The 24,412-nt window shown below is 61.8% G+C and carries 21 protein-coding genes and 1 pseudogene; 4 read left to right on the top strand and 18 right to left on the bottom strand.

Going from position 1 to position 24,412, the window contains the following annotated elements:
- Positions 1-79 precede the first annotated feature (79 nt).
- From ACZ89E_RS10690 to ACZ89E_RS10680, 3 genes are all read left to right on the top strand, one after another.
- Complete coding sequence (locus ACZ89E_RS10690; RefSeq protein ID WP_476255605.1) at positions 80-1,573, top strand: sensor histidine kinase; 1,494 nt, start codon at positions 80-82, stop codon at positions 1,571-1,573.
- Complete coding sequence (locus tag ACZ89E_RS10685; protein WP_463260187.1) at positions 1,542-2,966, top strand: sigma-54-dependent transcriptional regulator; 1,425 nt, start codon at positions 1,542-1,544, stop codon at positions 2,964-2,966. Before ACZ89E_RS10690 ends, ACZ89E_RS10685 begins: the two co-directional genes overlap by 32 nt.
- Positions 2,967-3,087: 121 nt before the next feature.
- Complete coding sequence (locus ACZ89E_RS10680) at positions 3,088-3,630, top strand: hypothetical protein (RefSeq protein ID WP_463260188.1); 543 nt, start codon at positions 3,088-3,090, stop codon at positions 3,628-3,630.
- Between the two features lie 3 nt (positions 3,631-3,633).
- Here ACZ89E_RS10680 and ACZ89E_RS10675 read toward each other — a convergent pair whose 3' ends face one another.
- Positions 3,634-4,011, bottom strand: a complete 378-nt coding sequence (locus ACZ89E_RS10675; protein ID WP_149658688.1) for a hypothetical protein — start codon at positions 4,009-4,011, stop codon at positions 3,634-3,636.
- A 177-nt stretch (positions 4,012-4,188) separates the two neighbouring features.
- On the opposite strand from ACZ89E_RS10675, the gene ACZ89E_RS10670 reads away from it, so the two are divergent.
- On the top strand, positions 4,189-4,995 hold the full coding sequence (locus ACZ89E_RS10670) for a class I SAM-dependent methyltransferase (protein WP_476255604.1): 807 nt from the start codon (positions 4,189-4,191) through the stop codon (positions 4,993-4,995).
- A 594-nt stretch (positions 4,996-5,589) separates the two neighbouring features.
- Here the strand turns inward: ACZ89E_RS10670 and ACZ89E_RS10665 are convergent.
- From ACZ89E_RS10665 to ACZ89E_RS10585, 17 genes and pseudogenes are all read right to left on the bottom strand, one after another.
- Positions 5,590-6,288: an N-acetyltransferase gene (locus tag ACZ89E_RS10665; RefSeq protein ID WP_476255603.1), complete on the bottom strand. Its 699-nt coding sequence runs from the start codon at positions 6,286-6,288 to the stop codon at positions 5,590-5,592.
- Between the two features lie 115 nt (positions 6,289-6,403).
- On the bottom strand, positions 6,404-7,195 hold the full coding sequence (locus ACZ89E_RS10660) for a ChbG/HpnK family deacetylase (protein ID WP_476255602.1): 792 nt from the start codon (positions 7,193-7,195) through the stop codon (positions 6,404-6,406).
- The gene (locus ACZ89E_RS10655) at positions 7,167-8,372 is read right to left on the bottom strand and encodes a GNAT family N-acetyltransferase (protein WP_476255601.1); all 1,206 of its coding nucleotides are present in this window, start codon (positions 8,370-8,372) and stop codon (positions 7,167-7,169) included. Before ACZ89E_RS10655 ends, ACZ89E_RS10660 begins: the two co-directional genes overlap by 29 nt.
- A 4-nt stretch (positions 8,373-8,376) precedes the next feature.
- On the bottom strand, positions 8,377-9,066 hold the full coding sequence (locus ACZ89E_RS10650; RefSeq protein WP_476255600.1) for an N-acetyltransferase: 690 nt from the start codon (positions 9,064-9,066) through the stop codon (positions 8,377-8,379).
- An 86-nt stretch (positions 9,067-9,152) separates the two neighbouring features.
- Positions 9,153-11,073 (bottom strand): annotated as a pseudogene (locus ACZ89E_RS10645) (hypothetical protein).
- The gene (locus tag ACZ89E_RS10640) at positions 11,070-12,374 is read right to left on the bottom strand and encodes a lipopolysaccharide biosynthesis protein (protein WP_463260196.1); all 1,305 of its coding nucleotides are present in this window, start codon (positions 12,372-12,374) and stop codon (positions 11,070-11,072) included. The pseudogene ACZ89E_RS10645 and the gene ACZ89E_RS10640 overlap by 4 nt, the downstream one beginning before the upstream one ends.
- Positions 12,371-13,372 carry a polysaccharide deacetylase family protein gene (locus ACZ89E_RS10635; protein ID WP_463260197.1) on the bottom strand — a complete coding sequence of 334 codons (1,002 nt, stop codon included), beginning with the start codon at positions 13,370-13,372 and terminating at the stop codon, positions 12,371-12,373. Before ACZ89E_RS10635 ends, ACZ89E_RS10640 begins: the two co-directional genes overlap by 4 nt.
- Positions 13,373-13,384: 12 nt before the next feature.
- On the bottom strand, positions 13,385-14,521 hold the full coding sequence (locus ACZ89E_RS10630; protein WP_476255599.1) for a glycosyltransferase: 1,137 nt from the start codon (positions 14,519-14,521) through the stop codon (positions 13,385-13,387).
- Positions 14,514-15,482: a glycosyltransferase family 2 protein gene (locus tag ACZ89E_RS10625; RefSeq protein WP_476255598.1), complete on the bottom strand. Its 969-nt coding sequence runs from the start codon at positions 15,480-15,482 to the stop codon at positions 14,514-14,516. The genes ACZ89E_RS10630 and ACZ89E_RS10625 overlap by 8 nt, the downstream gene beginning before the upstream one ends.
- Positions 15,479-16,846 carry an O-antigen ligase family protein gene (locus ACZ89E_RS10620; protein WP_476255597.1) on the bottom strand — a complete coding sequence of 456 codons (1,368 nt, stop codon included), beginning with the start codon at positions 16,844-16,846 and terminating at the stop codon, positions 15,479-15,481. The genes ACZ89E_RS10625 and ACZ89E_RS10620 overlap by 4 nt, the downstream gene beginning before the upstream one ends.
- The gene (locus tag ACZ89E_RS10615; protein ID WP_476255596.1) at positions 16,843-17,937 is read right to left on the bottom strand and encodes a glycosyltransferase family 4 protein; all 1,095 of its coding nucleotides are present in this window, start codon (positions 17,935-17,937) and stop codon (positions 16,843-16,845) included. Before ACZ89E_RS10615 ends, ACZ89E_RS10620 begins: the two co-directional genes overlap by 4 nt.
- Positions 17,934-19,526 (bottom strand): GumC family protein, encoded by a 1,593-nt coding sequence (locus ACZ89E_RS10610; protein WP_476255595.1) that lies wholly within the window; start codon positions 19,524-19,526, stop codon positions 17,934-17,936. Before ACZ89E_RS10610 ends, ACZ89E_RS10615 begins: the two co-directional genes overlap by 4 nt.
- Before the next feature lie 17 nt (positions 19,527-19,543).
- Entirely contained in the window at positions 19,544-20,569 is a 1,026-nt protein-coding gene (locus tag ACZ89E_RS10605; protein WP_476255594.1) for a polysaccharide biosynthesis/export family protein, read from the bottom strand.
- 22 nt (positions 20,570-20,591) lie between these two features.
- Positions 20,592-21,239, bottom strand: a complete 648-nt coding sequence (locus ACZ89E_RS10600) for a CpsD/CapB family tyrosine-protein kinase (protein ID WP_149658673.1) — start codon at positions 21,237-21,239, stop codon at positions 20,592-20,594.
- Positions 21,240-21,986, bottom strand: coding sequence for a sugar transferase (locus ACZ89E_RS10595; RefSeq protein WP_149658672.1), 747 nt, complete (start codon positions 21,984-21,986; stop codon positions 21,240-21,242).
- A gap of 21 nt (positions 21,987-22,007) precedes the next feature.
- Positions 22,008-23,054, bottom strand: a complete 1,047-nt coding sequence (locus ACZ89E_RS10590; RefSeq protein WP_476255593.1) for an NAD-dependent epimerase — start codon at positions 23,052-23,054, stop codon at positions 22,008-22,010.
- Entirely contained in the window at positions 23,051-24,403 is a 1,353-nt protein-coding gene (locus tag ACZ89E_RS10585) for a UDP-glucose dehydrogenase family protein (RefSeq protein WP_476255592.1), read from the bottom strand. Before ACZ89E_RS10585 ends, ACZ89E_RS10590 begins: the two co-directional genes overlap by 4 nt.
- Between the last annotated feature and the right edge of the window lie 9 nt (positions 24,404-24,412).

Raw genomic sequence — 24,412 nt, 5'->3', positions numbered from 1 at the left:
GTCGACCACGATCAATGCCACCTACACTGTTCGTGACACGGCTAAAAAAGGCTTGAGGCAAGCATCCAGGGACATTCCCATGCAGCTATCAGAACAACAAAAAGTACCTGCGCCGCCGATGGCGGCAGCAGAGCGCAAGGGCTGGGGCGGTCAGTTCAATCTACTGCGCTGGTTTTCCCTGGCCAGTTTTTTCATCATCGCCGCCGTGGCGTTGGGCCTGGGCTATGTCTCCACGCGCTTTGTGGTCACCGAAAGTATTGAGCGTGACGCCTTGCTGACGGCGCAGTTTATTCAGGCCATCGGCGATGCCGAAATTCGCCATGCCTCGATTAATCCGAACAGAACCATGGGCGAAATGCTCGATCCGCGCCATGACAACGCTTATCCCGATGTGGATCCGGGCGCCCGCGCCGCCGCCCGTATCGAATTCCTCGATCATGTGGAGCACCTGCCGGATATTTTGCTGGCCACGGTTTTTGCCCTCGACCGCTCGGTGATCTGGTCGACCAACCCGGCGATGATTGGCATGCGTTTCGAAGACGACGAGGAGTTGGACGAGTCCTTCGAAATGAAGGTGCCGGTGTCTTCCAGCTACCACAAGATCGACGACGAACGCCCCGAGCAGATGCTGTTGCGCGAGCCGCAGCTATTGTTTATCGAGAACTACATTCCGATGTTCAACGCCGACAAAAGCAAAGTGATCGCCATGGTGGAGATCTACAAAGAGCCCGCTGACCTGGTGGAGCGCATTGAGCGCGGCTTCAAGTCGATCTGGATCGCGACCCTGCTTGGCGGCGCGGCGATTTACCTGGCGCTATTCTGGATCGTGCGCCGGGCCTCGACCCTGCTGCAGAGCCAGCAGAAGCAACTGATCAGCAACGAAACCTTCGTGGCCCTCGGGGAGATGTCCTCGGCGGTCGCGCACAGCTTGCGCAACCCGCTGGCCACCATCCGCTCCAGCGCCGAACTGGCTCAGGAAGTCGCGAGCCAGGGCGCCCAGAAGAACATCGGCGACATCATCAACCAGGTCGATCGCATGTCCCGCTGGGTCCGGGAGTTGCTGGTGTCGTTGCGGCCGATGAGCGACGACAGTGAATCGGTGGACCTGGTGCTGGCCATCGACGACGCTCTGAGCGCCTTCGACCCGCTGATCAGGCGTTCGAACGTCGAGGTGCGTTTTACCCCGCAAAGTTTTCCGCCGGTGGTCAGCCAGCCAGTGCTGCTCACACAGATTCTCAACAGCCTGTTCGCCAATGCCCTGGAAGCCATGCCCAAGGGCGGTGTGCTGAGCGTTGATATCGAGTCGACGCAGCCAGGGCAGTTGTGCATGACCCTGACCGATACCGGCAAGGGCATGACCAAACAGCAGCAACAGATGGTGTTCAAGCCGTTTTTCACCACCAAGCAGGGCGGTTTGGGCGTCGGCCTGGCCTTGGTCAAACGAATAATGGAACGCTTCCAGGGCTCGGTCGAACTGACCAGTCAGGAGCAGGAAGGAACCCGTGTTTGTCTCAACTTTAAAGTGGCAACGGGAGGGGAATATGGAGCACAGCATACTGCTGGTCGAGGATGATGAACTCCTCGCCGAGAACATCCAGACCTACCTGGAGCGCAAAGACTTCGAGGTGACGGTTTGCCACTCGGCCGAGGACGCACTGGAACAGCTGGGCACGTTTGTCCCGGACGTGGTGCTGACCGACAATTCGCTGCCGGGCATGAGTGGTCACGATCTGATCCAGAAGCTGCGCATCAGCGCGCCGGATCTGAAAGTGATCATGATGACCGGTTACGGCAACGTCGAAGACGCCGTGGTGGCGATGAAGGAGGGCGCGTTTCACTACGTGACCAAACCGGTGGCGCTGCCGGAGCTCAAGTTGCTGCTGGACAAGGCCCTGGCCACCGACCGCATGGAACGCACGCTGTCGTTCTATCAGGAACGCGAGGCGCAGAAGTCCGGGGTGCAGGCGTTGATTGGCGAATCGGCACCCATGCACTACCTCAAAGACACCATCGGTCAATTGCTCGACGCCGAGCGCCGCATGGCCAACACCGACCTGCCGCCGGTGCTGGTGGAAGGCGAAACCGGTACCGGCAAAGAATTGGTGGCCCGGGCGCTGCACTTCGACGGCCTGCGGGCCAAGGGACCGTTTATTGAATTCAACTGCGCGTCGATCCCGTCCAACCTGGTGGAATCGGAACTGTTCGGTCACGAGAAGGGCGCCTTCACCGACGCCAAGGACCGCCGGGTCGGGCTGGTGGAAGCCGCCGACGGCGGGACGCTGTTTCTCGATGAAGTCGGCGAGATGGACCTGTTGCTCCAGGCCAAACTGCTGAAGCTGCTGGAAGACCGGACCATTCGCCGGGTGGGTTCGGTGAAGGAGCGCAAAGTCGATTTGCGGGTGATCAGCGCCACCAATTGCAACCTCGAACAAATGGTCCAGCAGGGCAAGTTCCGCCGCGACCTGTTCTTCCGCCTGCGCATCATCTCGATCAAGGTCCCACGCCTGCATGCCCGGGGTGCCGACGTGCTGCTGTTGGCCCGGCACTTCCTGGCGATCCACGGCAAACGCTATGGCAAGCCGCACTTGTATTTCAGTGACCAGGCCGAAGAGTTGCTGCTCAGCTACACCTGGCCGGGCAACGTGCGCGAGTTGCGCAACATGCTGGAGCAAACCGTGTTGCTGGCCCAGAGCGACGCCATTGGCGCCCATCAATTGAATGTGTGCCAGAGCCTGGTGGATGAACCGTTTGTCTTGCCGGAAACGCACTTCATCGAACCCCGGCCACACCACCCCGTCGAATCGATGAACCTGCCGGAGGTCGAGCGCGACATGGTGCGCAAGATGCTCGACAAGACTGACTGGAACGTCACCAAGTCGGCGCGCTTGCTGGGTTTGAGCCGCGACATGCTGCGTTACCGCATTGAAAAACTGGGCCTGGCACGCCCGGACAAGCGCCAATGGTAAGCGCGCAAATGGACTGATGGTCGGTTGTTTGTCAGAGGACGACGAGAGGTGGGGACGCTCGGTGGAAAATCCACGGAGGCTGTGCCTAACTGATTTTTCCCCTTTGATGGAGAGGCGGGCTATGCGGCGTAGAGGGACGCAATACTGGCTCTGGAGCAACAGGCAATTACACGGCCGCATTCACGAAGAGGTCTTGCCGGACGGTACGCAGATTGACGTACAGGCCCGGTTCAATCGTGAGCAGGTGACCCAGGTGTTCGTCGGGGTGTATGCCGCCGATGGCGCGCCGATTGCTGAGGAGTTTTACGACCGCGAGGGCCATCCAACGCTGGTGAAAGCGCTGGAATGGGGCTGCGCCTGCGCCCAGACGATTCTCAACACGGTGACGGCATTCCGTGCGCCCCATCGCATTCAACTGACGCTGGGGGTGGTGCTGGACGATCCTTGCGCCCTGGCCCTGCGCCACATGGAGATGTCTGACGATGAAGCCCTGCGGCTCAAGCGTCAGGATGCCTGGGACGAGTACCTCAAAGCCAAGCAAGCGGTGCTGGACATGATGCGCGCCGACAAGGTTGACAGCGAAGTCTGGGAAAGCCAGAAACGCCGCCTGCGCGAGGCCATCGATCGCCGAGCGGCGCTGCGCCACACCTGGCCCTGTGACTGACGCTCACGGCATCGCCTGGACCTGGCGGGTGAGGCAGGCCAGCAGGCACGACGGGTCGAGCACTTCGTCATTCACGTAGATGCCGCGCTCCGGGTCGTAGGAACGGATAAACACCCGCACATTGGCATCCGCCACAGTGGGCAATCGGGAATCGTAGAACACATGCTCGCTGGCGATGGGGATGAAGTCCTGGGGCGCGGTCGGGATGTACGCGCGTGGCGGCACCGTGTTCAACGTCGGCGGCGCTGGATGCGCGAAGGGCTGATTGGGCCCGTAGTAGATCATTTCACTGCTGGAACTGTCGGTTTGCAGGGGGCTGTCGTCGGCGAATGCAGCGCTGGCGGCAGTCAGGACAGCTAAGAAGAACAGCGTGTGTTTCATGGCGGCACCTGTGCAATCGGTTATCCCGCATTTCCCCAAGGCCTTTAACTATAGCTGCCGTAGGGCCACGCGTTCGCGACGGTCCGATTACAACATCGCAACAAAGCCCCGATGTGGTTTTTCCGGACGCTGATCTAGACTCGTGCCGGTCAATAAAAACGAGATCTGGAGTGCGCAATGGACATGCCGACCAAACAACAAGCCGTCGCCAGTAACCGCGAGGCCTGGAATGATTCCGCCAGCCATCACAAGGACGGCCCCGAATGGCAGGGCGTGCTCAATGCCGTGAGCCAGGCTGATTTTTGCTGCATCGATGACACCCTGCGCGGTGTGCTGGAACAGGTGGGCGTCGAGGGCCAGGACGTGGTGCAACTGGGCTGCAATAACGGTCGCGAAAGTCTTTCACTGTTTGCCCTGGGCGCGCGGCGGGTAGTGGGGGTGGATCAGTCCGCCGCGTTTCTTGAGCAGGCCCGGGAACTGGGGGCCCGGTCGCCCCATGAGGCCGAGTTCATCGAAGCCGACATCCATCATCTACCGACAGCGCTTGAGGGGCGTTTCGATGTGGCGTTGATCACCATCGGTGTCTTGAACTGGATGCCGGACATCGCCGAGTTCTTCCGCCACGCCGCGCAAGTCCTCAAACCGGGTGGGGCACTGGTGATCTACGAAACCCACCCGTTCCTGGAAATGCTCGACCCCGAAGCCGCCGACCCGTATCACCTGGACAGCTCGTACTTTCGCAGCGAGCCGTTCGTGCAGCACCAGCCGATCGTCTATGAAGGCAAAGTCGAACAACCGGCGGCCGCGTCCTACTGGTTCGTCCACACCCTGAGCGCCATCTTCACCGCCGCCCTCGACGCCGGGTTGCAGATCAGCCACTTCAAGGAATACCCGCATTCCAACCGCGAAGAGGCGTATGACCGGTATGAAGGGCAGGTGGCGCAGTTGCCGCTGTGTTTTACGTGGGTGGCGGTGAAGCGCTGATTGCCTAAACCGAGTTTGCAGCGTACCCAATCCCCCGTAGGAGCAAGGCTTGCCCGCGAAGGCAATCCCGAGGACGCCATCGCGGGCAAGCCTTGCTCCTACATTGCTCACGATCGTTCCCACGCTCTGCGTGGGAACGCCTCAAGGGACGCTCCGAGTTCCAGCTCTGGAAAGGGACGCGGAGCGTCCCGGGCTGCATTCCCACGCGGAGCGTGGGAACGATCAGCTAATACGCGCCGCTAACCCCTGTAGGAGCAAAGCTTGCTCGCGAACGCGGAGTATCAGTCAATTCAGATGTCGACTAACACGACGCTTTCGCGAGCAAGCTTCGCTCCTACATTGCTCACGATCGTTCCCACGCTCTGCGTGGGAACGTCTCAAGGGACGCTCCGCGTTCCAGCTCTGGAAAGGGACGCGGAGCGTCCCGGGCTGCATTCCCACGCGGAGCGTGGGAACGATCAGCCAATACGCGCCGCTAACCCCTGTAGGAGCAAAGCTTGCTCGCGAAGGCAATCCTGAGGACGCCTTCGCGGGCAAGCCTTGCTCCTGCAAGGGGCCAGGCACAGGTTGAGTGTTAAAACTGGCTGATGGTGTTCAGGCCCCAGCCGGCGCCCCTGCCACCACTGGCCGGCCCGGTTTGCGTAGTGGGTCGAGGCGCGAGCCGGTGTAGCGGGTTTCGCGGTAGAGGCGCCAGCGGCCGCCGAACAGGCCATACACGTGGGTCACGCGGCCCTGTTCGTGGTAGCCCATGCGGATGTGCAGTTTCAGCGCCGGGATGTTGTGGGTTTCGCAGACGTCCACCACTTTGTTGCAACCCTGGGCGGCCATGGCTTCCCAGAGGGCGACTTGAACATCTACCGACAGGCTGGTGCCGAAATAGGCCCGGGTCATTTCACCGCCGAATTCGAAGAACTCACCCGGCTTGACCGGGAACCAGCAACCGTAATAGTGCCGGTCGTGGTAGTCGCGGGTGCTGCCCCAGATGAACGCGACCGCGTGGCCTTGCTCGTCCAGGTACATGTGCCCGGTGTGACCTTCGGCGGCGAGTTCGGCCATGGTGCCGACGCGGTCACCAAAGTGCTTGGTGAACGCGATGGCGTTGTCCGGGGTGATGGTCACTTGGCGCAAGCCGACATAGGGCCGCAACTTGTGCGGCGGCACCGGACTGACCAGGTCACGCTCCATCCACAACAGCTCCCAGTGAAAGTACACGTAGCGCTTCCAGAAGGCTTTGAACAGGTTGCCCAGACCTTTTTGCCTGATGCGTTCGCGCAGCTTGTCGATGACGTTCATAAAGCCCTCCGTGGCCAAGGCCAAGGTGATGTGGGGGATGCTTTCGATGGGTATAGATCAACGCTGTAACTTCATGTCAAAGCGCCAGCTTTGAATATGTTGCAACTTGTGTAACTCATTCGAGTGCAGCTGTGCCGCCCGGCAAATCCCTGCTCACAACGGCGTAGGACACCCGCTCGACACCCGTAAGGCGCCGCTCTAGCACTTGGGTTAGTGACTCGCCGGGGTTCAGGTATGCATCGCCAAAATCCGCCCCGAGCTGGTTGGGATGAGCGACGATTTCCAGCAAGCCGTCGGTCGGCACGGGGGCGTTTCGAAGGTCCACGGGCGTGCAGACATAGTCCGCCGTCGCGCCGGCCAGGTTCTGCAAGCGCCGATTGAGCAACCCCTTGAACACGCGCTTGGGCAGGCTCAGGTTTTGCCCCAGATTCCGTGCCAGGCGCACCGCCACCCCTTGTCGTGCGGCAAAGCGCGCGACGATCTCGCCGATGGGCCAGATGTTGTGCACGTGCTGGTGGGAGTCGATATGACTGGGCCGTACGTCGTGATCCACGCAGTGTTGCCATTGCGCCTGGAGCTCGTCCATCACCGCTTCCCGGTCCAGGCGATTGAGCCAAAGGGTGTGGCGGGGCAGGTTGAGGTCAAACTCGCCCTGGCTGTCGCAGAAGGTTGGGCGTTCGAGAATGCCCTGGCTCAGCGGCCGGCCATAGGTGAGGTTGAAGTGCAGGCCGATGCGTCCCTTGAGCAGCGGATGCTGGGCCATCAGGCACGCGGCTTCGAATGCCGGCATGTTGGCCATGGCCGTGGCGGAGCTGATGACCCCGGCCTGGAAGGCGCCGAGGATCACCGCGTTTTCGCATGGGCTGAGGCCGAAATCGTCAGCGTTGACTATGACTTGGTGCGGCATGTTCGCCCTCCGTGGTTTTTTCAATGGTCGCCGGGCTTTTGGGCTCCGGTGCGGGCGCCGATATAACTGCCGCCGCCCGTTTCGCCCGCCAAGTTTGCAACGCCGGTTTGAGCCGTTGCCACACACGCAACGCCAGCCCCAACACGAGGCCGCTGGGACGCCAGGAATAGAAGCTCCAGCGCCAGTGCTCCAGTTGCCCGGTCATGCGCTCGTGGAGTTGATGACTGGAGTTCTCCAGGCTGACCCGCGAGGCATCGATCCAGCGCCAGTTGTCGTCCAGGCCCCAGCGAATCCACTCTTCGAGCAGCACTCGACCGCTGCCCAGGTCGGCGTATTGCGGCAGGAACGCCAGGTTGTAGTCGTACAGCCGGCCCTGTTCCAGCAAGCCGAGGCGATAGCTGATGCAGCGCCCGTCCAGTTCCAGCACCACCACTCGCACCAGGCCACGAGCGGCGAGGGCGGTGAAGGCGCGATCCATCCATTGTCGATGGCGTTCGTCGGCGAAAATGCCGACGCCTTCATCGCCTTTCCAGCTCACCGCTTCGACTTCGCTGATGGCTTGCAGCAGCGGGCCCATGGTCGCGGCGTCCGGGGTGATGCGTCGCACCTGGGCACCACACGCGGCGATGCGTTTGCGCGCGCGGCGCAGTTTGTAGCGCGGATCGCCCGAGACTTCCTGGCGATCCGCTTCGCTGATCAGGTGCACCGGCACCTTGCAACTGAGGCGCCGTTCACCGGTAGAACAGTGAGCCATCCACACCGTCAGGGCACTTTCTTCGCCCGTGGGTTCGGACAGCTCGTTGAGTTGCAGCAAGGCATGGGGCAAGCGACGACGGATCACCATCAGCGCCATGCCAATGCTCTCGGCATCGAGGCAGGCCAGTAGCGCCAGACGATCGGTCAGCGGGTAGCCGAGGTGATGCAACACCCGGAACGGTAATCTGCCAAACCGTTCGCGAGTCGCCACCAACGGCAGGCACAGCGCCAGTTCATCACCCCGCCAGCCGAGCAGCACGTGCAGGCGCTCGCCGTCCTTGAGCGCCAGTTCCGCAGCGACCAGCCAGGCCAGGGTGTTGAAAGGTGTGTGGTCCGTCACTCGCAGGCGCAGTGCTTCATAAGCCACTGCCGGAAAGTCCGGGGCGCACAGCGAAGTGCGCCATTCGAATCGCGTCGCCATCGGGTCAGGTCGCCTCTGCTGCAACAGGGGTCGGCGTCGGTTTGCGCAAGGCATCCAGACGCGAGCCGCTGTAGCGGGTTTCACGGTAGAAACGCCAGCGACCAAACAGCTCGTAGACGTTCATGATTCGTCCTTGCTCCTTGTACCCCATGCGAATGTGCAGCTTGAGCGCCGGAATATTGTGGAATTCACAGACATCCACCACTTTGTTGCAGCCTTGCGCGGCCATGGCTTTCCACAGGTTCAGTTGAAAATCGACTGACAGCGTGGTGCCCCAGTAGGCGCGAATCTGCTCGCCGCCGAATTCAAAGAACTCGCCGGGCTTGACCGGAAACCAGCAGCCGTAATAGTGACGGTCGTGGTAATTGCCCTTGCTGCCCCAGATGAAAGCCACGGCATCGCCGTCGTCATTGAGGTACATGTGCCCGGTATGCCCTTCGTTCGCCAGTTCGGCCATGGTGCCGACGCGATCGCCGAAGTGTTTGCCGAAAGCCACGGCGTTCTGCGCGGTGATGGTTTCCAGGCGCAGCGGCTTGTATGGCCGCAGCTTGTGCGGTGGGATCGGGGTGACCAGGTCGCGCTCCATCCATAGCAGTTCCTGGTGCGAAAAAAAGTAGTGCTTCCATATTTTGCCGAGCGTGGCCCGCAGGCCTTTTTGCTTAATGTGCTCGCTGACTTTATTGAAAATACTCATGACATGAACTCCTGACGGGATGGGCCGTAGTTGGAGAACTGCTACGCGCGGCGACATGCCTGCGCGGTCATGCATTCGTGGGGCGGTCATGGGGCGATCCAGCTTAGAGCGAACAGGGTTTCCCCTGGCAGATCGAAGCTGACGCGACCGTCCTGGCAGTGGAAGGGCGCGTCGCGGGCGCGGTTGTCAGCGCCGAAGTAGCGCAAAGCGCCGTTACCCAAGGGGCAAGTCGCCCCGGTCAAATCCATCCGTTGCAGGCGCGTGCCTTTGTTGACCCCCAGCAGGCCGCGTTGCTCGTCGCTGGCCATGGCCAGCACGTCGACCTCGAACGCATCGTTCTCCAGGAGCATCACATCGCGAAGCCAATGCTGCTGGATGAACTGCTGGGCCATGCCCACCGGTTTCAGCTCGAAATGATCGTCATCCAGGACTTTGAACATGCCCTTGGGGTAGTTCGGTTCATCGTTGGCCTGGAACCAGTTGAGCATTTCCAGCAAACCGTCCTGGGACGAGTTGATCACCACCGAGGCCCACCACAGCGAGGCGAAGTGGGTTTCCTGATCGTAAGGGCTCAGGCTCGAACCGCTGGACATGTTGGTCTGGTCGAGCAGCAGCGCTTTACGCGGCCGACCCTGGGCGTCCAGCCCGACAAGGTCGGCGGCGCGCCGTACGCTGTCGCGGTAGACCCGAGTCGCCAGCAGATCGCGAATCATCCATTCGTGCCACGCCAGTGCATCGATCTGATCGCCGGATTCGGCCAGTAGACGCCGTGCCCAATCGATGCCGCGCTTGTCCGCCGCGTTGTCGGCGAAGGGGCCGTTGACCAGCCGTGAACTGGCAGGCATGGCGATGCGGATGCCGGCCTTGGCGTTGTCCGGGTTGCTGCGCACTTGCCGGGCCATGCTGTTGAAGATGCTTTGGTAGTTGGCGTAATCGGGGTAGTTGAGGTTCGGCTCGTCGGCGAACCCGATGTAGTGCGTGCCTTTGCTGCCCAGGGCGCGAGTGCTGGCGAGCCAGGCGTCGAGGCCGCCATTGCTCGTGGTGTCGGCGCGCAGATCGGCCTGACGTTGGCTGCCGGCCAGCAAGGTGATGTCCTGGGTGATGCCGAAACGGTCCTGATACAGCTGACGGAACGCGTCTTCGTAGTGCGGCTTTTTTGCCAGGATGTCGACCAAACTGTAGTAACTGGCCGCCTGCGGTTTGAGCGCATCGAGCACCGCAAAACTCGAAGGCGGCGGCAGCACGTAGGGCAGGGCGATGCCCAGGTTCGGGGTCGGGCCGAGCACTTCTTTGTGCAGCGTCAGGCGCGTCTGGCCATCGTCTTCACGCAGCGGTTTGAGTTGCTGCGGCGTCTGCGCGAACAGGTTGGCAGTGCCGTCGAGCCAGAACGCCGCTTTGCCGCCGCCCCGCAAGCGCAGGCGCCAGACTTGTTCGCGGTCGCTGACCGGCAGTGCGACTTGATCGAACTGCCAATAGGCGCGATAGGGTTTGAGGGCCAATACCCGTTGTTGATTGTCGCCCACCCGCGTGGCTTGCAGGGCACTGACGCCGCCCTGGAACTTGCCGGCCAGCACCGCGTGTTCGCCCGCTGCCACCTTGAAAAACAGTTCGTCGTCGTCACGGGTTTCGGCACTGAAATGCACCTTGGCCGGGGAGAACAGTGCCACGGTGCGTTCGTCGTGTTCGATCTTGTAGCGGCGGAAGCTGTAGCCCGGAATTTCCAGTCGATAACTGGCGGCGCCCGGCGCCAATGGCCAGCTCTGGGTGCCCCGGGTTTCACTGGCGGCAATCAGGCGTTCGCCCGACAACTTGCCTTGGCCGTCCACCAGATAGATCTGTTCTTCATTGGCATCCGCCTGCCACGCCGGGGTCCAGCGCACGGTCACGGTGTCGGGACGATCCGTTTGCAGGTACAGGCTGCCGTCGCGAATGTCGGCCCAACGCATCGGCGCGCGCCTGAGCTTCGAGCACAAGGCCCAATCCCAACAGCAGCGCCAGGCGTTTCATGCCGACTTCCTCTGCAGCATCAGTAGCATCGGCGCGATGTCGCTGGGCAGGATGATCAGGGTTTGCCACACCGGTACGCCGCTCAACCGGCAATACAACACCAGCAGCGCGAGGGTCACCGCGAGGTAGGCGATGGACGAGGCCGCCGCCGCGCCGACGATGCCGTAAGTCGGGATCAGCAACAGGTTCAGCGCCAGGTTGAGCAAGGCACTCATGCCCATCAGCAGTGAAATCGTGCCGGGGCGATTTTTGCCCAGCAGGTCCAGACGCAGGATGCTTGCGTAGCACAGGCCAAACAGCCCGGGCAGCAACGCGAGCAAGGCTGGATAAGCCGGCTGATAGGCTGCGCCAAACAGCGTAACGATCAGCCATTCGCCGATCACCGCCATGGTCAGGCACGCGCCGAGCATCACCGTGGCGGTCAGGCGCAGGGCCAGCGGCGTGAGTTTTTCGATGCCTTCTTCCTGTTGCAGCAGGCGTTTCATCAGGGGCGTGGTCACCGCCTCCGGGACGATCAGCAACAACTCGGCGGCCGCACTGGCCATGGCGTAATGTCCCAGCGCGGTGCTGCCGAGCAGGGCGCCGATAAACAGGTAATCGGAACGCAGGATCACTTGCTGGAACAACAAATCAGGATGGCTGCGGGCGCTGTAGCGCAGCAGTTCATTTTGACTGGCGCGGTCCCATTGCAGGGTCAGCGGCTGATTGCGCTTGAGCCAGACCCAACCCGCCAATACCACCAGGCTGATGCCCGCCAGCCAACTGATCAGCGCCGCTTCGAGGGCGGCGGTTTTCCACATCCAGAACAGCGCGAGAAACAGCAACAGCGGCGCCAGGGATTCCACCAGCCGCAAGGCATTGAACGCCACCACGCCGCCCGAGGCGTTGTGCAAGGTCAGCAAGCCACTTTTGAGCACGGTCAGCGGCACCGCCAGCAACAGCAGCCAGGCGAGCAAACCGAGTTGCGTGGTGATGTCCAGTTCGCTGCCGAATTCCCGGGTCAGCGTCACCACCACCAAGGTCAGTAGCAGCGCCAGCAAACAGCCGAACACCAACACCTGACTGAGCAGCAAACCCATCGGCCGTTGCTTGGCCGCCTGATAACCCACCGCCGAATTCAAGCCGCCGCTGGTGGCGGCACTGATCAAGTCGGGGAGGGTGCTGAGCAGGGCAAACAAGCCGCGCTCGCTCGGCCCGAGAATCCGCGCCAGTAACACGTTGCGCAGCAGGCGCAGGCCGATCATCGCCAGTTTGGTGCCCATGCTCAGGGCCAGGTGCTTGAGGTAATGGCTGCGGCTCATGGCCGTGCTCCGCGGTAGATGCGCCAGGACAGCAACTCCGGATTACGCGCGGTGCGCTGGCTGACGCCGAAGCGTGGCAAGGCCAAGGGCTCACCACCGCCGCGATAAATCCCGGTGCCGGTGCCGAGGGCGAACGGGAAGTCGTGCTCGGCCACCTGTTGCCGAACCCGTGCATCGTGGTCGCCGTTGGGGTAGCAGTAGACCGGTAGCGGTCGGTTGCAGCCGTTCAACAGCGCATCGCGGCTACGGCTGAGTTCTTCGTGCAAGCGTTGATCGTCGAGGCTGGTGAGGATCGCGTGGCTGGCGCCATGGGGGCCGAAGCGCACCAGCCCGCAGGCTTCCAGCGAGCGCACTTGCTGCCAGTCCAGGGCCTGGGGTTGCGACTCTTCGGGGCATTCATCGGTCAGCCGGCTCAAGTCATCCGGCGCCAGGGTTTTCAGGCTTTGCAGGTAGTGCAGCAAACTCAGGCTGCGGCGCTGCACGTCCACGTCGTCCATCAGCACCGGCAGCGGGCGACCGACTTGTTGCAGGCATTCGATCAAGTGCATCCGTGGTTGCTCGCCGTGGCTGCCCCACAGGGTTTCGCCGAGGCTTTCCCACCAGAAGCGCTGGCGGCTGCCGATGAAATCGGTGGAGAGAAAAATGCTCGCCGGCACTTGGTACTTTTGCAGCAGCGGGAAGGCATTCACTGCGTTGTCTCGCCAGCCGTCGTCGAAGGTGAGGGTGACTTTCGGCCGTTCCGAGCGCTGAGTGCCGGGGTGCAGGATGTCCATCAGCGGCACGCAGTCGAAGTGTTTTTTCAGCCAGACCAGCAAGTGCTCGAACGCCTTGGGTCCGACGCACAGTTCATTGCGATGGGGCAGCTCGGCGGCGCGGTCATTGGCCAGCACCCGGTGCAACATCAGGATCACCCCGGCGCCGTGCAGCTGATTGCGCCCCACGGGGGAGTTGAGGTAGAGCCAGCCACTGGTGCGTTTTAATAATTGTTTGATCGCCATGGCACGCGCCTCTCATCGATTTTGCTCGGGGTTCCACTGGCTGTACCGCTGGCCACGCAGGAACTGCCACAGACCGATACTCATCCCGGCAAGGGTCACCAGAAGGAACGCGGCGAGGCGAAAGGGTTTGGGCAAGCGGTGTTGCACATCCAGCAGACCGGCTATGGCCACCGCGTAACCGAGCAGTTGCGCCACCAGGCACATTTGATAGAAGCCGTGGTCGTTCCACAGCCAGAAATTGCTCAGGAATAACGGCACCAACAGGATCGGTGCCAGACGCCGGATCAGCTTGTGACTGATCAGCGCCAGCGAATACAACCCATACTTCAGCGGATTGAGCAGCACGCTGCGCTGGGCCAGGCTTTGCAGGCCACCGACGGTGACGCGCTGGCGACGACGGAACTGTTTGTCGGCTTCATCGACGCCGTGGTCGATCACCTGGGCCTCGGGCACATAGACGATGCGTTTGAACGCCACCGGCGCGCAGGTGCTGATAAAGAAATCATCGTTGACCTCCGCCGGCACGTTCTCGAACAACTCGCGGCGCAGGGCGAGCAGGGCGCCATCGGCGGAAACCATACACCCGGTGCGATTTTCCACTCGGCGCAACCAGCCTTCGTAGTGTCGATAGAGGCTGTCGCCAACGCTCAGGCCACCACCGGTGACCGGGATCACCATGTGCCCGGCGCAGGCGCCGACCTTAGGATCGGCCAGTGGCGCGAGCAAGTGGCCGAGGGTGTCGCGGGACCATTGGTTGTCGGCATCGGTGAACACCAGAATGTCGCCGGTGCTCAGCGCCACGCCGGCATTCAAGGTTGCAGCCTTGCCCTGGCGAGGCAGGTCGAGCACGGTAATGCGCGGATCGATGACCTTGTGTGCACAGGCCACGGTGTCATCAGTCGAACCGTCGCTGACCAGGATGATTTCCAGCATCGCCGGCTGATAATCCTGGGCGAGCAAGGTGCGCAACTTGTGTTCGATGTGTCGCGCCTCGTTGTGCGCGGCGATTACGATGCTGATGTTCAGCGGCGGCGCGAGGTCGTGACGCCGCGCCGCAAACAACGGCGCCAGCAGCGTCAGCAACAGCGGATAGCCAACGTAGGCGTAAACCGGCAGCAACAGGCACAACCAGAAAATGAATTCAGCCACGGGCGGGTCTCCTGGCATTCCAATGACACAGGCTGAGGATGAACGCGGCGCCGGCCAGGTGCAGGCGCACCCAATGCAGGCCCCAGAGTTGCAGGGTGAGGCGGATGTCACGGTGCTTGAAGCTTTGGCGCAGGCTCAGGACCAGACCGGGCAGCGAGGTGATTGCCACCATGATCGCCGCATGGTGCGGGAAGCCATTGAACAGTGCGGAGATCGCCATGAAATCCAGCAGCCACACCGCCAGCGACAGCAGCGGAAAGCGCAGCAGACGCAGGCTGAACCCGTGGGTGCGCAGCAGTTGCAAATGACTGCCCTGGCGCCACATTTCCTTGCCCATCCACTCGCGCCAACGGGTCTCGTAGCCCCAATGCAACGCGACACTTTGATTGACCGCCAGCAAACGCGCGCCGGCCTCCTTGAGGCGCATGGTCAGGTCTTTGTCTTCGCCGGTGCGCAGGTTTTCGTCGAAGCCGCCGACCTGATCGAACCAGGTGCGCCGCATCAGCAGATTGGCCGTGGGCAGCCACTGCATCGAGTGCAGGGTCTGGCTGGTGGGGCGCAGGGTGCGACGCTGCCAGGCATCGGCGTACCACGGCGCTTGGGCCGGGGTGTGCAAGTCCAGGCCGAAGACATCGGCCTGGGCGCCGGATTCGAGTTCGAACAGCAGATTCAACCAGTCCTCGGGCATCTCGATGTCAGCATCGATAAAGGCCAGCCATTTCCCGGTAGCCACCGCCGCACCGCGATTGCGCAGGGCTCCGATCAGCAAGCCAGGAAGGACCAGCACCTGGGCGCCGAACTGTCGGGCTATCTGCGGGCCGTGATCTTCAGAGCCGTTATCGACCACGATCAACTCGCATTCCACACCGGCGGCATCCGCCGCTTTTTGCACGCTGAGCAGCGTTCGGCCGATATGCCGGGCCTCGTTGAACATCGGGATCACAATGCTGATTCGGTTCATGCCTTGGCCTCCGTCAATGGCGCTTGTTCGGCTTTGAGGCGTAGCACGCTGGTCAGCGCGAGCATGATCCACACGTACTTTTGGTTGGGTGCGCTGAGGAACATCAGGAACAGCGTCAGCGACAGGAAACTCATGCCCAGGTGGGTCATGAAATCGGCCTCCGGCCAGTTGCGCCGCAGCATCCAGGCGCGGCGGGCGCGAATCAGGTTGTATACGCCCAGCGCCATCATGCCGACGAACAACAGGCCGGCGGGAATCCCCAGTTCGCTGAAGATTTCCAGGTAGGTGTTGTGGGCGCGGCGATAGAGGTCGCCGATTTTACGGTTGGCCGAAAAGGCCTTGGCGTAACCGGTGGTGGCGTAGTGCAGCGGAAAGGTCCCGGGGCCGCTGCCCAGCAGCGGGTTCTCGCGGATCATCTGGCCGCCGACGACGATGTAGGAGGCGCGACGGCCGAGGGATTCGTCCTGGCTCTTGGCGCCCGCGCTCAGAATGCTCAAGGACTGAATCCGGGCGACATAACCAGGGGGCATCGCGTAGAGCGCCAGCGGAATCGCGATCGCCAGGCCGAGCATGGCAAACCCCAGGTGCCGCGGACGGATGCGTGCCAGTTCTGCGCGGTAATGCCAGGCCCCGATCATCAGGCTGAGGAACAACACCACCAGCCCGGAACGGGATTCGGTCTTGGTCATGCCGCCCAGCAGCGCCAGGCAGCACAGGCCCCAGAACAACCGGTGCAACAGGTTCGGGCTGCGGATCACCAGCAACAGGCCCATGGGGACCGCGAAGGCGATCAACATGGCAAAGGCGTTCGCGTCTTCCAGCAGGCCGGAGGCGCGGCCCTGGTCTTGATACTTGGTGGAAAACATCGTCAACAGACACGTGATCGTGACGCTGAGGGTGATCAGTTTGGTGAACATGTCCAGATTCAGTTCGCGACCGACCAGCAAGGTGATCACAAACAGAATCAGGCCGACGCTCAGTTCCCGCAGGTGACCCATCGACATGCCCATGTCATCGGTATTGAGCGTGCTCAGCAGGTACAACACCATGAACCAGATCAGGAAACGCCAGATGTTGCTGCGCAGGCGTTCGGACGGAATCTGGTGCAGGGCCAGTTGCAACATCAGGATCAACGCCAGCGAGGCGCCGACGAATTTGGTCCCCGACAGCGCGCTGTCCTTGAAGAAGCCCTCGAACGGCACCAGCGCGACGATGCCCAGCAAACCCCAGCCGGGCTTGCGATAGAGCACCGCCACACCCACCAGGCCGAGCACGGCGCCGGGGGCCAGGAACGGATAAGGGCTGGCCAGCAAACCGAGGCAGACCAGGCCGAGCAGACTGATGATCGAGAGCGGAAAGATCACGCGCGTGCCTCCCGTGCAGTACGGATATAAAGCTGCGACCAGCGTTCGGCGAGGGCCTTGAGGTCGTAGCGATCCAGTTGTGTACGTTTTGCGTTGCTACTCAATTCGCCGGCCAGTTTCGGTTCCGCCAGCAAGGTGCCGATCTGCCGGGCGAGGGCGGCGCTGTCGGTCGGCGTGGCGAGCAAGCCGTTGTGCCGGTCTTCCAGGACATCGGGAATACCGCCGACGCCAAAGGCCGCCACCGGCACACCTGCCTGCATGGCTTCGAGCAAAATCATCGGCGTGCCTTCGGTGCGCGAGCTGATCACCAGCGCATCGAGGCGGCGCCACCACACCGTCATGTCGGTCTGATAACCCGGCAGGGTGATGCGGTCCTGCAAACCCGCATCGCTGATCCGTGCCAGCAGGGTGTCCCGTTCCGGGCCGTCGCCGAGCATCACGGCGTCCAGTCGCGGGTGCTGCTGACACAGCGGAATCAGCGCATCGAGAAACAGGTCCGGGCCTTTTTCACTGCTCAGCCGCCCGACGTAACCGGCCAGCCAGCGCTGGCGATTGACGCGGTGCGGCAACAAGCCCTTGGTGGCCGGCAAGCCATTGGGGATCACTTGCAATTTCTCCGCCCGGACACTGGCCTGACGGCACAGGGTCGCGATGCTTTCGGCGACGCAGACCACGCGATTGACCGAGGCAGTGCGGCACAGTTGCAGGCTCAGCCAGGTGTAGAACTTCTGCTTGCGACTGCGCGGCGTGAAGCCGTGCTGGGTAATCACCAGCGGCAAACGCAATAGCGTCGCGCCGACCCAGCCGAACAGCAGACCCTTGAAGTTGTGCGTATTGATCAGCGGCTGTTCCGCCCGACGCTGACGCAAATGCCCAAGCAACGCCCCCAGCCCCGTGCAGTCCTGGCAATCCACCCCGGCTTCACGGAAGCGTTCGATCAGGTCTGGCGGCGCATCGAGAAACAGCACCTGGTGCTGTCCCGGCGTCGCCAGGCAGTGATCCAACAGCATCCGCTCAGCTCCATAGAAGCCGCCGCTGCTGAGCAAATGAATGATCGGCAGGGCGCTGGAGGGAGTGAGCGGCGCGTTCAATTGCGCACCCAATGCACGAAGCTCGGCACGGTCCAGTTCTTGTGCGGATTGTTTGGCAGCGTGTTCTGGTCGTTGATCACCAGCAGTACCGGCAGACCCAGTTCGTGGGTGATTTGCGCCGGATGCTTGAAGCGGTGATCGAAGAACTCACGCACGTAGACCAGGGCAATCGCCAGCAACAGACCGGTAAACAAGCCGAACGGAATGATCAGGAACGGCTTGGGAAACGCAGCTGTCGTCGGTTCATACGGAGGGCTGAGCACCCGGGCGTTGGACAGGTCGTTGTCCAGCGAACGGACCGAGCTGCTTTCGGCAAAGCGTTGGGCGTAGGTGCCGAACGCCGCATGCAGGGCGTTGATCTCGGTGTCCAGCTGCCGCAGCTTGCTCTGGGTTTCCTGCAACTGATGGATGCGGTTCTTGAACTCGGCGATGCGCGCGGTTTTCTGGTCGATCACCGAGCCGACAATCGCCAAGTCACTGGTGCGCTCCTGAATCCGGTTGCTCACCACTTTCAGGAACTGCTGGCGGGTGCGGGCAATTTGCTCGCGGGTCAGCAACATCGGTTCGCTGCTCGGCTGGAAAATCGCCAGGTCGTTCATATAGCGGCTGACTTGCGTGGTCAGTGCCTCGCCCATCTGTTTGATCTCGCGATCTTCAAAGGCGACGTTGTCCACGGTGGTGGTGAAGGTGTAGGGGAACGTGTAGTCGTTGAGCTTCGACGCACTGGCCGCGGCCAGGCTGGTTTTCAGGTATTCGAGCCAGCGTTGGCTTTGCAGGCGACGGTCCTGGTACAGGTTGAGCGCTTGCTCCTCAGTGTTGATGGCGTTGAGGCGGAACGTGATTTCTTCCCTGGGATCAGACGAGCCGATGGCTTCGAGCAACTTCAGGCGATTGCCTTCCAGGCCGTCGAGACGCACTTCGTATTGCTGCTTCTTGGTTTCATAGAAGCTTTGCGGCAGGTCGATGGATTGCAATTCCTGACGGCTGATCAGGTAGTTTTGCAGCAACGCCGCGACAAACTGGGTGCCCTGGTGCGGATCGCCAAAGCTGTAGGTGATGGAGATCACGTTGGAGCCTGGCAGGGTCTCGACCTTGAGCTTGTCGATGGCCTCCTGGGTCAGCCCGTCCAGTACCGTGTCGCGCACCGGATCGGTCTCCATCCCGAGGGCGGCTTTCGCCGGGTTGATCACGTACTCGCGCAGAGGTGTGGTGACATAGCGTTTGAGCGGCTCGGACACCAGTTTGCTGAGCATGCCGGGGGCGGGGTTGTACTCGCCCTTGTCCCGCAGTTCGCTGATGGTCTGACGAATCAGGGCCGGCGAACGCAGGATGTTGCTCTCGGTTTCCATGTCCGCCAGTGACGGCGGAATGAAACTGGCGTTTTCCTGATTCAGCGACGTGGTCGCGTCGCCCTGGGAGAGTTTTTTCGACTGGACGATCACTTGCGCGGTGATGTCGAAGCTTTGCTTGAGCACCAGGGGCAAGATCAACGCGATGACTGCAAAGACCAGGAAGACGCGCTTCACCAACTGCTTATTGGCGAAGAAGATCCTGAAGAACTCGTGCAGGTAGTTTTCCTTTGGATTCATGTCAGGTCACCTGGGAGTCAGTTGTTGTTATTGCTGTCTTTGTTGTCGACGCGGTAGCCGAAGCTGAAGCCCACGCCCTGGAACAGCACCACATCCGCCAATTGCCGCGCGAGCTCACCGGCGCTGGCCAGTTTGGTCTTGGGCACGTAAAGCATGTCGTCCGGTTGCAGGTAGGCAATCTGCGACGCATCACCGGACAAGGCTTTTTCCACGTCATAGCGCACGGCCTTAACCTGATTGCCGTTGCGGCGCATGATCACCACCGAATCGAGCCGCGCCTTGACGTTGGCGCCACGGGCGAGGGTCAGTGCTTCGAGCACCGAGACCGGCCGGCGAATGGGGTAGGAACCCGGTTGGCCGACTTCACCCAGTACGTAGATTTCGTTGCCCGCCGTGGATTTGAGCAGCACGTCGACGGTCATCCGCCCCGGCAGGGTGGCGTAACGTTTGTTGAGGAAGGTTTCCAGTTGGTTGACGGTCATGCCTTGCAGCGGCACCGAGCCGATTTCCGGGAAACTCGCATAACCGTCCGTGCCCACAGTGATCTCCCGGCTCATGCCGGTGCCGGGGTGGTTCAGCGAGCTCTTGAGGTTGGACTCATTGCTCAGCGGGCTGACGATTTGTACGGTCAACTGATTGCGGTTGGGCTGGAACAGCTGTTTACGCTGGTAGGCGCGCTGGATTTCGGTCTTGGCTTCCTCGGCCGTGAGCCCTTCGATTTTCACCGCGGTGTTGGCCCCCGGCAGTTCGATGGTGCCATCAGGCAGCACCAGTTGATTGCCGTTGAGCTGGCTGGCGGCGGTGAAGTTCAGGCCAATCGTGTCACCGGACTGCACGCGATAGGCGTCCGAGCCGCTGGTGCTGATGTGGAAGATCACGTCCAGCACATCCTGGGGCCGCAGGGTCTGTTCGACCTTGGGCATGTCGGTGGCCTGGGCGTTGGCCGGCGAGGCCGTGAGGATCTGCACCGGTATGTTGGTTTCGGGCTGGCTGGAGCAACCTGCAAGCGGCAGCAACAGCAGGACAAGCATTCTGGCGTTCATGGCGTCATCCTTTTCTGATTGCTTACAGGTTTTTGTAAAGCCATTTGGGCATGTAGTACTTGCGTCGGTTGAACACGCTGCCGACCAGTTTCGCCCCGGCCTGCGTCAGGCGCTGGACCGCAGCCTGGGCCACTTCCCAACGGGTGTCCTCGGAACGTACGACCATGATCACGCCGTCCACCTGGGTGCTGATGACCAGGGTGTCGGCGGCCGAATACACCGCGTCGCCGTCGATCACCACAAAGCGGTAGCGGCTGCCGAGCTGGTCGAGCAACGGGCTCAGGCGTTCGGCGGTCAGGTGTTCGTTGCCGCGAAGGTGCCGGCCGTTGGGCAGCACATCGAACGGCAGGCTGGAGACCTGCAACAGGCAATCCTGCAGCAGCGGCGGGGCGCCGGTGCTGAACAGCAGGTCGCGGAAGCCGCGCTCCTTTTGCAGACTGAGCTGGGCCGTGAGGTTGGTCGCCGACTGGCTGGCGTCGACCAGCAGCACTTGACCGCTGCTCATCTGCGCCAGTTGGCTGGCCAGCACCAGGGCGCTGGTGGTGGTGCCTGCGCCGGGGTTGGCGGCGGTCAGGAATAGGATCCGCAGATCTTGATCGAGCACGGTCGAAGTCAGGTTGGACTCGCTCGGGTTGGCGATGCTTAGGGCTTTATTCGATGAACCGTCCATTTAACTCGCTCCGTGGCCGCTGAATACTTTGAAGGGGGTTTTCAACAGGATCTTCAGATCAAGCAAGAGGCTCTGCTCGGCGATATAGCTGAGGTCCAACTCAACGCGCTGGTCGAAGTCGATATTGCTGCGTCCGGAGATCTGCCACAGGCCGGTCATGCCGGGGTAGATGCTCAGGCGTGCAAGGTGGTTATCCTTGTAGCGGTAGGCGTTGAACGAGGTCGGCCGAGGGCCCACCAGGCGCATGTCGCCGGTAAAGACATTGATCAGGTTGGGCAGCTCGTCGAGGCTGCTGCGCCGCAGGAACCCACCGATGCGGGTGATGCGCGGGTCCTTGTCGATCTTGAAATCGATGGCGTCGGCCCCGTGCTTGTTCAGGTGGCGAAGGGACTCTTTAAGCTCCTCGGCGTTGGCCACCATGGTGCGAAACTTGTACATGCCGAACACGCGACCGCGATAGCCGGTGCGTTTTTGCACGAACATGATCGGGCCCGGGCTGCTGAACTTGATCGCCAGGGCCAGGCCCAGCAACAGCGGCGAAATCAGGATCAGGATCAGCAGGGCACCGAAGCAGGCGACAACCCGGTTGGTGCGCGACAAGGTCCAGGGCCGGCCACCGTCGCGACCGGTCATCCAGCCGCGACCCTGCATGTGGATCGCGGTGTCGAGGCGCATTCGGTGCTCGGGGTCCAGGCGCTTGTCACGGCGCATATTCTGAAGTGGCACACCTTTTTCATGTCCAGTCATAGACTCCTCCGCTTGGAGTTCTCAGCCCTGTAGCTCAGCCGCAAGCGGCGCGTGGGCGTGCAATGGGTAGTAATCGCGGAACCAGGCGACGAAGCGGCGAAGACCCTCGTCGAGCTCGATGCGCGGTTGAAAACCGGTGTCCCGTTCCAGATCGTGAACATCGGCACAGGTGTTGAGCACATCGCCCGGTTGCAGCGGCAACAGCTCGACATTGGCTTTACGGCCCAGGTGCTTTTCCATCAGGGCCAGGTAATCCTTGAGTTCCACCGGGCGTTCGCCACCGATGTTGTAGATCCGCCACGGCGCCATGCTGCTGGCGGCGTCCGGTTGTTCACGGTCCCAATCCGGCGCGGTGCTCGGTGGTTGATCGACCAGGCGGGCGATGCTTTCGACGATGTCGTCGATGTAGGTGAAGTCCCGTTGATGCTGGCCGTAATTGAACAGCTTCAACGGGCTGCCCTTGACAATCGCCTGGGCGAAACGGATCGGCGACATGTCTGGCCGACCCCAGGGGCCGTAAACGGTGAAGAAGCGCAGCCCGGTGCTGGGAATGCCGAACAGGTGGCTGTAGCTGTGGGCCATCAGCTCATTGGCTTTCTTGGTGGCCGCGTACAACGACAGCGGGTGATTGACCCCGTCATGGGTCGAGTACGGCGTGTGTTGATTGGCGCCGTACACCGAACTGGACGAGGCGTAGATCAGGTGTTTCACCGGATGGTGCCGGCAGCTTTCGAGAATGTTCAGGAACCCGCTGAGGTTGCTGTCCAGATAAGCCTTGGGATTATCCAGCGAGTAGCGCACCCCGGCCTGGGCAGCCAGGTGAAGCACCACTTCCGGTTGCTCTTGCGCAAACAAGGCTTCGATGGCCGGGGCGTCGGCCAGGTCAATCTGCGCCAGGGGGAAATCGCCGACGTGCTCCTGCACCCAGCGCACGCGATCGTGCTTGAGTTGCGGGTCGTAGTAGTCGTTGAAATTATCCAGCCCGCAGACCCGATGCCCGTCGCGCATCAACCGCAACACACAATGGGCCCCGATGAATCCGGCCGCTCCCGTCACCAGAATCTTCATGGGCGCGGACCCTCCGGCGCGATGTGCCGCAGGCCGATGCCGCTGTAATGCAGGCCGGCGGCGGCGACCTGTTCCGGGTTGTAGAGGTTGCGCCCGTCGACGATCACTTTGGAGCGCAACTTGCTCGCCAGCAGGTCGAACTCCACCACCCGGAAATTCTTCCACTCGGTGCAGATCACCAACGCATCGGCGTCTTCCAGGGTGTCGTCGCGGGTGGCGCACAGGTGCAGGTCATTGCGGTAGCCGTAGAGGCGCCGGCATTCGGACATGGCTTCCGGGTCATAGGCCTGCACACTCGCGCCTTCGGCCCACAGTGCCTCCATCAGGTAACGGCTGGGGGCTTCGCGCATGTCATCGGTGTTGGGCTTGAACGCCAGGCCCCAGATGGCGATGGACTTGCCGGCCAGGCCCTGGGGGAACTGCGCTTTGAGTTTGCTGAACAGGATGTGCCGCTGCGTGTCGTTGACGTCGGTGACGCTGCGCAGCAGACGCAATGGCATACCGTTGTGTTCGGCGGTATGCAGCAGCGCACGCAGGTCCTTGGGAAAGCACGAGCCGCCAAAGCCGCAACCGGGGTAGATAAAGTGATAACCGATGCGTGGGTCCGAGCCGATGCCCTTGCGCACCGCTTCGATGTCGGCGCCCAGCAGTTCGGTGAGGTTGGCCAGCTCGTTCATGAAACTGATGCGGGTGGCGAGCATCGCGTTGGCCGCGTACTTGGTCAGCTCGGCGCTGCGGTTGTCCATGAACATGAGCTTTTCATGGTTGCGGCAGAACGGTGCGTAGAGTTCGCTCAACTGCTCGCGAGCGGTGTCATCGTTGGTGCCGACGATGATCCGGTCCGGGCGCATGCAGTCGGCGAGGGCACTGCCTTCCTTGAGAAACTCCGGGTTGGACACGACCCTTACGAGCAGCGCATCTTTGCCCCGGCGGTGCAGTTCTTCATTGGCGGCTTCGGCCACCTTGTCCGCAGTGCCCACCGGCACGGTGGATTTGATGATCAGGGTGCGATCCGCTTCCATGAAACTGGCAATCTGCCGGGCCACGTTCAGCACATGGCTGAGGTCGGCGGAACCGTCTTCGTCGGCTGGCGTACCGACCGCGATGAAGATCAATTCGGCATGTTCGACCGCATCACTGGCCTGGGTCGTGAACAGCAAACGACCGGCCTTGATGTTTTCTTCCAGCGTGCCGGAAAGTCCCGGTTCACTGATGGGTGGAACTGCCTGTTGCAACTGTTTGATCTTGTTCGGATCGATATCGACACACAGCACGCGATGTCCGACATCGGCCAGTGCGGCTGCTTGAATCAGGCCAACGTAGCCCGTACCAAATACGCTCACGTCCATATTGGCGTG

The sequence above is a fragment of the Pseudomonas sp. TE3899 genome (genome assembly GCF_056279105.1).
Note: the sequence above shows the minus strand (reverse complement) of the source record. Positions and strands in the feature narration are given on the sequence as shown.

Coding starts and splice junctions, on each gene's coding strand:
- ACZ89E_RS10625 (WP_476255598.1), bottom strand. CDS start 15,482: ATGAACCGAATCAGCATTGTGATCCCGATGTTCAACGAGGCCCGGCAT.
- ACZ89E_RS10685 (WP_463260187.1), top strand. CDS start 1,542: ATGGAGCACAGCATACTGCTGGTCGAGGATGATGAACTCCTCGCCGAG.
- ACZ89E_RS10635 (WP_463260197.1), bottom strand. CDS start 13,372: ATGGCGATCAAACAATTATTAAAACGCACCAGTGGCTGGCTCTACCTC.
- ACZ89E_RS10610 (WP_476255595.1), bottom strand. CDS start 19,526: ATGAATCCAAAGGAAAACTACCTGCACGAGTTCTTCAGGATCTTCTTC.
- ACZ89E_RS10660 (WP_476255602.1), bottom strand. CDS start 7,195: ATGCCGCACCAAGTCATAGTCAACGCTGACGATTTCGGCCTCAGCCCA.
- ACZ89E_RS10585 (WP_476255592.1), bottom strand. CDS start 24,403: ATGGACGTGAGCGTATTTGGTACGGGCTACGTTGGCCTGATTCAAGCA.
- ACZ89E_RS10650 (WP_476255600.1), bottom strand. CDS start 9,066: ATGAGTATTTTCAATAAAGTCAGCGAGCACATTAAGCAAAAAGGCCTG.
- ACZ89E_RS10605 (WP_476255594.1), bottom strand. CDS start 20,569: ATGAACGCCAGAATGCTTGTCCTGCTGTTGCTGCCGCTTGCAGGTTGC.
- ACZ89E_RS10600 (WP_149658673.1), bottom strand. CDS start 21,239: ATGGACGGTTCATCGAATAAAGCCCTAAGCATCGCCAACCCGAGCGAG.
- ACZ89E_RS10665 (WP_476255603.1), bottom strand. CDS start 6,288: ATGAACGTCATCGACAAGCTGCGCGAACGCATCAGGCAAAAAGGTCTG.
- ACZ89E_RS10680 (WP_463260188.1), top strand. CDS start 3,088: ATGCGGCGTAGAGGGACGCAATACTGGCTCTGGAGCAACAGGCAATTA.
- ACZ89E_RS10590 (WP_476255593.1), bottom strand. CDS start 23,054: ATGAAGATTCTGGTGACGGGAGCGGCCGGATTCATCGGGGCCCATTGT.
- ACZ89E_RS10690 (WP_476255605.1), top strand. CDS start 80: ATGCAGCTATCAGAACAACAAAAAGTACCTGCGCCGCCGATGGCGGCA.
- ACZ89E_RS10640 (WP_463260196.1), bottom strand. CDS start 12,374: ATGAGCCGCAGCCATTACCTCAAGCACCTGGCCCTGAGCATGGGCACC.
- ACZ89E_RS10595 (WP_149658672.1), bottom strand. CDS start 21,986: ATGACTGGACATGAAAAAGGTGTGCCACTTCAGAATATGCGCCGTGAC.
- ACZ89E_RS10670 (WP_476255604.1), top strand. CDS start 4,189: ATGGACATGCCGACCAAACAACAAGCCGTCGCCAGTAACCGCGAGGCC.
- ACZ89E_RS10655 (WP_476255601.1), bottom strand. CDS start 8,372: ATGGCGACGCGATTCGAATGGCGCACTTCGCTGTGCGCCCCGGACTTT.
- ACZ89E_RS10675 (WP_149658688.1), bottom strand. CDS start 4,011: ATGAAACACACGCTGTTCTTCTTAGCTGTCCTGACTGCCGCCAGCGCT.